This window comes from Desulfosporosinus acididurans, from assembly GCF_001029285.1.
GTDB classification, from domain to species: domain Bacteria; phylum Bacillota; class Desulfitobacteriia; order Desulfitobacteriales; family Desulfitobacteriaceae; genus Desulfosporosinus; species Desulfosporosinus acididurans.
Genome location: NZ_LDZY01000017.1, coordinates 88265 through 94556, shown reverse-complemented (window position 1 = coordinate 94556; position 6292 = coordinate 88265). Strand labels below are relative to the sequence as shown.

Sequence of the window (6292 nt, the reverse complement as noted above, 5' to 3'; positions counted from 1 at the left end):
AAAAAACGCAGAGTTTGCAGAGATACACAACTACTACACAACAAGGATCAAGAATCCCCTGAAGAAGAAACAATCACTAATTGCCTTAAGCTGTAAACTAATTCGGGTGTTCTATGCAATATTAACAAAAGGTACAGAATACGATCCAGAAAAGCTAATTAAGGACATTCATCGTCCAGTTGAGCATTTAGCAGCGTAATTAGAATAGCAGCGAAACCATAAGAAACAAACGATCTGTGGGTTAAAGCGTCACCACAGAAGCGAGCAATCCAGGTAACCTAGCAAAACAAAAGAGCTGGTAGTCAGTCGCATATTTTTCCATTAGAGCAAGGACTCGGTAGAGGAGCATAACTGACACCCAATCATGGATAGGTGGAACGAAGGAATTTAGGGCAGATTTATAATCTTGACCCTGTTAGACATGGGAGGTTTACCACCGTGAGAATCATGGGTTTACAACGGCCAACATATCCACAAATAGTAGACGTTGGCTTTGCCATATCCAATTTCTCCGAATTAGACATTTTATGCGAATTCTATCCGTGGTGAGCTAATTTGGTTAGCTAGGAATTCTATGAAAATACGAGATATCTAAAGAAAATATCAAGATATTATAGGGAGGATTATTTATGGCCTTTTGTACAAAATGTGGTTCTAAACTTGTTGAAGGAGAAACACATCAATGTCCGATGCAAAGCGCTGTTTCGCAACAGACAATATCAGAAGATCAAACCGCAGCAGTAGCATACACGTCAACAAGTTTAGCACCTATGATGGGCAAAATTAATCTACATCAAATAATAGCGCTTATAAAAAACCCCTTTTCCAGTATTGAGCTGACTGCCGAAACAGGTATTAGTTATGGAGTACTTGGATTGATAACGAGTGCTCTAGGGATGCTTTTTTGGTTTGCGGCAGTTTATAATAACATTACTTCAGACATTATAAACTTAATTAGTCTAGGTAAAGCTTTTGGCTTGCCAGGTGGTTCAAGTATTCAGAGTTTGCTACAACTAAGCTATATCAAAGATTTTTTTGTGGTTGCCCTAATGGTAGTAGTTTATATTGCTTCTATGCACTTTATCTCAAATGTCATGGGGTTACGGAAAAAAGATATAAAGCAAACGGTTGCTGTTTTGGGATCAACCCAATTGATTGCTACTGTGGGATTTATTGTATCGGCATTAATCTCTTACGTCAGTATTCCGACTTCAATTTGTTCATTAGTGATTGTTTTAATTACGAATATAATAATCGTCACTATAGTTGCTTGTGATTTTTATGATATTCCAACCAGTAAAAAAGTTGGGGTCGCAGCTTTGACAATTGCAGTAAACATCATAATCTCTGGATTAATTCTCCAATACTTCTTTAAAACAGAAATGCTTTCAATGATTAATACAATATTCAAAACGAATTATTTTTCATTTAATGATTTTTACTCAGCTATGATGCAAAACATTTTTAGGGGGTTGTAATAATGTTCTGTGGATCATGTGGACAAGAAGTAACAAATCAAGACAAGTTTTGTGGTTCATGCGGTGCCGCAGTGCCCCAAGATATACTGGAAGGAGGTATTTTAGAAGGCCAAAATACGCCAGGTAAAAGGGAATTTATACCTGAGTCTGTTACACAAGTAATAGAAACTGTTAATCAGATTTCTGAAACTGCTCAAGTACCTATTCAAAGGGAAGTTACTGTAAAAACATCGATGAGTAAAAAATCAAAAGTTGTAATCGGTGTTGTTGTCGTTATTGCCCTGATGCTCTATGGGGGGTATCAATTTGCACGTAGCAAATTTATCATTGTATCGCCATTTTTGTTGCAACAAAAGTTTACCATGGCAATTAAGAGTCGAGATATGACAACACTTAGTTCTCTTTTAGACTCTGAAAGTTCCGATTTAAAAAATTCTAATTCGTTAGCAGCATTTAAAACGAGTCTGACTGATGATGTTATGGCCTCTTATTTACAAAAGCTTCAACAAGAAGTTGACCAAGTTCAAAGCAGGAATGCTTATGCTTCGACTTCAGATCATGGATGGCTTACTATTAAACAAAAATCAACTTGGTTAGGAAAAAGTTGGGTTCTACATATAGCTTCAGTTGGTGTAAAAGCTAAGCCTATCGCACAAGATACTGTCGCGTTTTCAATTGGTAATCTTAAGAGTGCAGACGGAGAGATTGCTCATTTGTGGCCATCTTCATATGCATTTAAAGGGACAGTATCGAATGATTATGCAAAGCAAGATGTTTCGGGAAATGTAAGTTTTTTGGATCAACTGGGAAATATTCAGGCTTATGGGGCTTACGATGACAGTCTTGATATGAGTGGATATATAACGAGCAACTTAACTTTAAATGTGCCCGATAGTATATCTAATCCACAGGTTCTAATTAATAGCAAGGCAATTTCGATTCCAAATAACGGGATAAATATTTCACCTGCCCCTTCAACCGGCACACTAGAATTAAAAGGTACTGTGTTAGGAGTAAGCATCGATGAAAAAGAGCCATTTGATACTCCAAATATAGACTTGAGCAATTTGATGAATAAGGGTATTGCGAAGCACGCATTAGCCGTCATTTATAATGCACAATCTAGTGAATACAAAGCTTATAATGATGGAAATGCTTCCGAACTGACTAATGCAGACCCTAATGGCAGTTATTATACGCAAAATGCTTCTTATATAAATGGATTTACTGCGCCCCCCTCAAAGCAAGTATTACAAAAAGTAATAGTAGATCCTCAATCCGTGCAAATTAGCAATAATACAATATCCATTCAAGACTCAGAGTATTCTAATAACTCATCGGACGCTGTTAATATGACTTATTCTCTGCAGCAGGGGCCAAGTAAAAAAGAGTGGTGGGTTACTCAAGCCTTTAGTAGTTATCAAACAGTCAATGATCCAACTGGTAACTTTACGAAAAGCAGTTAGATCACGTGATTTAACGACGTGAGTCAAGAAGTCCTCCACCTCTTAGCGTTCATTGCTCGCGACAGCGAGAGCGTAGGTTGGGGATGAATCAATCAGTGGTTGAAACTAGAACAGCTTTGCGAAGGCAGGCGTGCTGAGTTTGGTTATGTAAAAGCCCATAACAATCATTTTGAAAACGAATATTGTAATTTGATGGCTCGGAAAAAGTGTGAATCTATGAAGTTGGAAATTTGAATTGTGAAGGCAAGTGGCGTAACTTCCGATTATTTGTAAACCTCCAGAGTGATGCATGTTATCACATGGAGGTTTTTATTTGGCATTGTAGAAGCAAAAACATAGCTAATTTGGAGTATATTCTATTAACTATAGGTATGGAATAAAAAGGAATGACGAGTAAAGATTGGTGGGCTAAACACGTATTTAATAGGGTGTAGACTCTACGGGGCGTGGATTGTTTTCATTATGGGCAGCATATACAATAAAGCCGAGGTGAACAAAATGGATATGAGAAGAAAAAAGCAACTTCTTGAGGAATATAAAAATAGACGACCCGAAATGGGCGTGATTTCTTACCGTTGCATAGCAACTAATGAGTCTTTCTTAGGTATTTCCAAAGATACGAAGGCCGATTTTAATAGTACCAGCGCCAAACTTGATGGAAACTATCATCCTAACAAAAGGCTCCTAGAACTTTGGAATCATTACGGTATGAAAGGCTTTGAGCTTTCCGTAATGAAAGTCCTTAAATATGAAAACCTCGCCGAAGATCACACCGCCGAACTGGAAGCGCTGCGTGAGCAGTGTCTGGCACAGGACAAACAAGCAAGGAGAATTTGGAAATGAACAAGGATATTGTAATGATTGCCGATCAGTATGACCGTATCGATGGGAGAAACGCCTATAAGTCAGATATCAAACGGCTGACACTGGGCGCACCAACTTTGGAAAGCAACAAGAATATGCAAATTGCAGTGCAAATCTGGAAACAAGAAGCGAACGGCGAATTAGAACTCAGTGCTGAGCTTCCCATACATCAGGTGATTGATCTGATGATTTTTCTAAGCCGCACCCTGATGTATTTTCGTGAAGCCTATAGGCTGCCGTTGTTATACGACCCGGAGAAGCCGATAGTGGAACGGATTGGTGTGCAGGGCGGCGTAATGCCAATCGCAGTCTATACCGAGAATCCGAATATAGACGAGGATATCCAAAAGTTTTCACAGGCGCTAAGCGATTTAGGAGAGCTGAATGGCGAACGGCTGCGCGTGCTGTCTCGTATATTTGAGGAAATGGAGTATTATTAAAATGGAAAATCAATGGCTTCTGTCCCCTTCCAGACAGTTGACGGAAGTAGAAAGATCTCTTGTTTGGCAAAAGCCTGTCACCCACATTGAAAGTGACGCTGAACGCCGCATATGTTCAGAAGTAAAGCGTAATTGGACGCGCGGTGAAATGAAAATTACAAATATCCTTTTAGAGGGAGACGCCGGTTCCGGCAAGACACAGCTTGCCAAAGCTCTCTCCGCTGACTTTGGACTTCCCTATACTAAGGTGACCTGTTTTGCGGATATGGACAAATCCGACGTCTTAGGTTCTATCCTGCCGATGCTGCCGGAGGATGAAAACAATACTAAAGGCGTAACTTACAAATATTATCCCTCAGAAATTGTGCGAGCTTATGAAAACGGCTGGTTGCTGGAAATTCAGGAGCCTACAGTAATTCGTGACGCAGCGGTACTGATGGCACTGAACTCGGCGTTGGAGGCGGACGGCAGCATCAATCTGCCTACTCGGATTGTGCATCGTCATCCTGATTTTATCGCTGTTATTACTACAAATCGGGGCTACAATGGCTGCCGCCCGTTGAACGAGGCCCTGCGTGACCGTGTGCAGCACAGTGAAAAGATGGATTTACCCCCCATTGAAGTTATGTCGGCAAGAGCGGCGGCTAAAACCGGCTGTACTGATGAAGAATTGCTATTGACCTTTGCCCGTGTAATTGTTTTATTGGATCAAACTGCCAAGGCAAACGCCATCAAGGGTGTTGCAGGTATGCGCTCCTATTTTTTCTGGGTGGACGCTGTACTTCAGGGCTCGGAGGCGGTGGATGCACTATATCACAAGGTAATTTATAAAATTACTACCGACCCCGATGAAATCGTTATTCTGGAACAAGCCTTATCAAAGCATGGAGTGTTATCAGAACTGGAAGAGATATCGGAACGGCAAATCAATACCAACGGCCAGGTTATGGAAATCCATACTGAAGGAACTATGGAGACAGAGTTCTTTAACACTATTCCGGATGACATCCCGGAGGTAGTCCTGCGAAAGTCAGCTGACAATGAAGGTCATTTAAATGATGATGCGGAAACCGCAGCCGATACGCAAAGCTCAGACCACGGCGAGGACGGAGACCCTATATATCACGAGTTGCAACAAAAAAACAATGTGGAATTAGAGCAGCAAAGGCGAGATTTTCGCAAACATCTGAATCGTCAAGCACGGGAAATAGTTAAGGGTTCTTCCCATGAGAAAGTCAATTTGATTGTTCACAGACCGGAAGCAACGATCGCCCATCACCGTGAATATCATCAGATTGCCTCGATGCTTATGCCAATAATCCGGGAGTTGGTACGAAAAACCCTTCCGCTTTTGGAACACGAAGTATCCGCGGAGTTTGCAAAATCTCGTCTTTACGGGACGAAATTCCATGCGGAAAAGCTGGCATCTCCTGATTTTCACTACTATTCCCAGAAATGTCCGCCGGATGAAGAACCTTCTCTTGCGGTGGCACTACGAATTGACGAGTCGGCCTCTATGAGCGCTTTTGGGCGATTGGATGCTGCCAAGCAGGCTGCGGTTGCTGTTTACGAATTTTGTGAAAGCTGCAAAATACCCATGCTGATTTATGGGGATACTGCAGACCGCTCATCTCTGGAGCAGATGTCGCTTTACTCCTATATCGACTACGAAAATCCAGCCTTGAACGACAAGTATTGCCTGATGGCGATACAAGGGCACAGCAACAACCGAGATGGCATGGCGCTGCGAATCCTGGCAGAAAAACTAATGAAAGCATCGCAAAATGCGAAGCTGCTCATCAGCATTAGCGACGGTCAGCCAAAAGCTATGCCCAACTATAGCGGTGAGACAGCCATAAGTGATATGAGAGAAGTAATACAGGAATATAAGCGCAAAGGGATAGTGTTTTTAGCCGCTGCCATAGGGCAGGATAAAGAGACTATTTGTGATATTTACGGACAGGAACACTTTTTAGATATCACTGATTTACGGCAGCTTCCGGCGAGGCTGGTTCAAGTTATTGCTAAATATCTATAGCATGGG

General features: G+C 41.3%; 5 protein-coding genes and 1 pseudogene. All 6 read left to right on the top strand.

Features of this window, described 5'->3' with window-relative positions; genetic code table 11:
- Positions 1–199, top strand: a pseudogene (locus tag DEAC_RS22985) (IS110 family RNA-guided transposase); the annotation flags it as partial.
- Between the two features lie 430 nt (positions 200–629).
- Positions 630–1478: a hypothetical protein gene (locus DEAC_RS19505; RefSeq protein ID WP_047811751.1), complete on the top strand. Its 849-nt coding sequence runs from the start codon at positions 630–632 to the stop codon at positions 1476–1478.
- A 2-nt stretch (positions 1479–1480) separates the two neighbouring features.
- A complete protein-coding gene (locus DEAC_RS19500; protein ID WP_047811750.1) occupies positions 1481–2944 on the top strand; it encodes a zinc ribbon domain-containing protein in 1464 nt (487 codons plus the stop codon).
- 504 nt (positions 2945–3448) lie between these two features.
- Positions 3449–3787: a GIY-YIG nuclease family protein gene (locus DEAC_RS19495; protein ID WP_427846283.1), complete on the top strand. Its 339-nt coding sequence runs from the start codon at positions 3449–3451 to the stop codon at positions 3785–3787.
- Complete coding sequence (locus DEAC_RS19490; RefSeq protein ID WP_047811749.1) at positions 3784–4248, top strand: DUF6530 family protein; 465 nt, start codon at positions 3784–3786, stop codon at positions 4246–4248. The genes DEAC_RS19495 and DEAC_RS19490 overlap by 4 nt, the downstream gene beginning before the upstream one ends.
- 1 nt (position 4249) lies before the next feature.
- Entirely contained in the window at positions 4250–6286 is a 2037-nt protein-coding gene (locus DEAC_RS19485; protein WP_047811748.1) for an AAA family ATPase, read from the top strand.
- Positions 6287–6292: the final 6 nt, after the last annotated feature.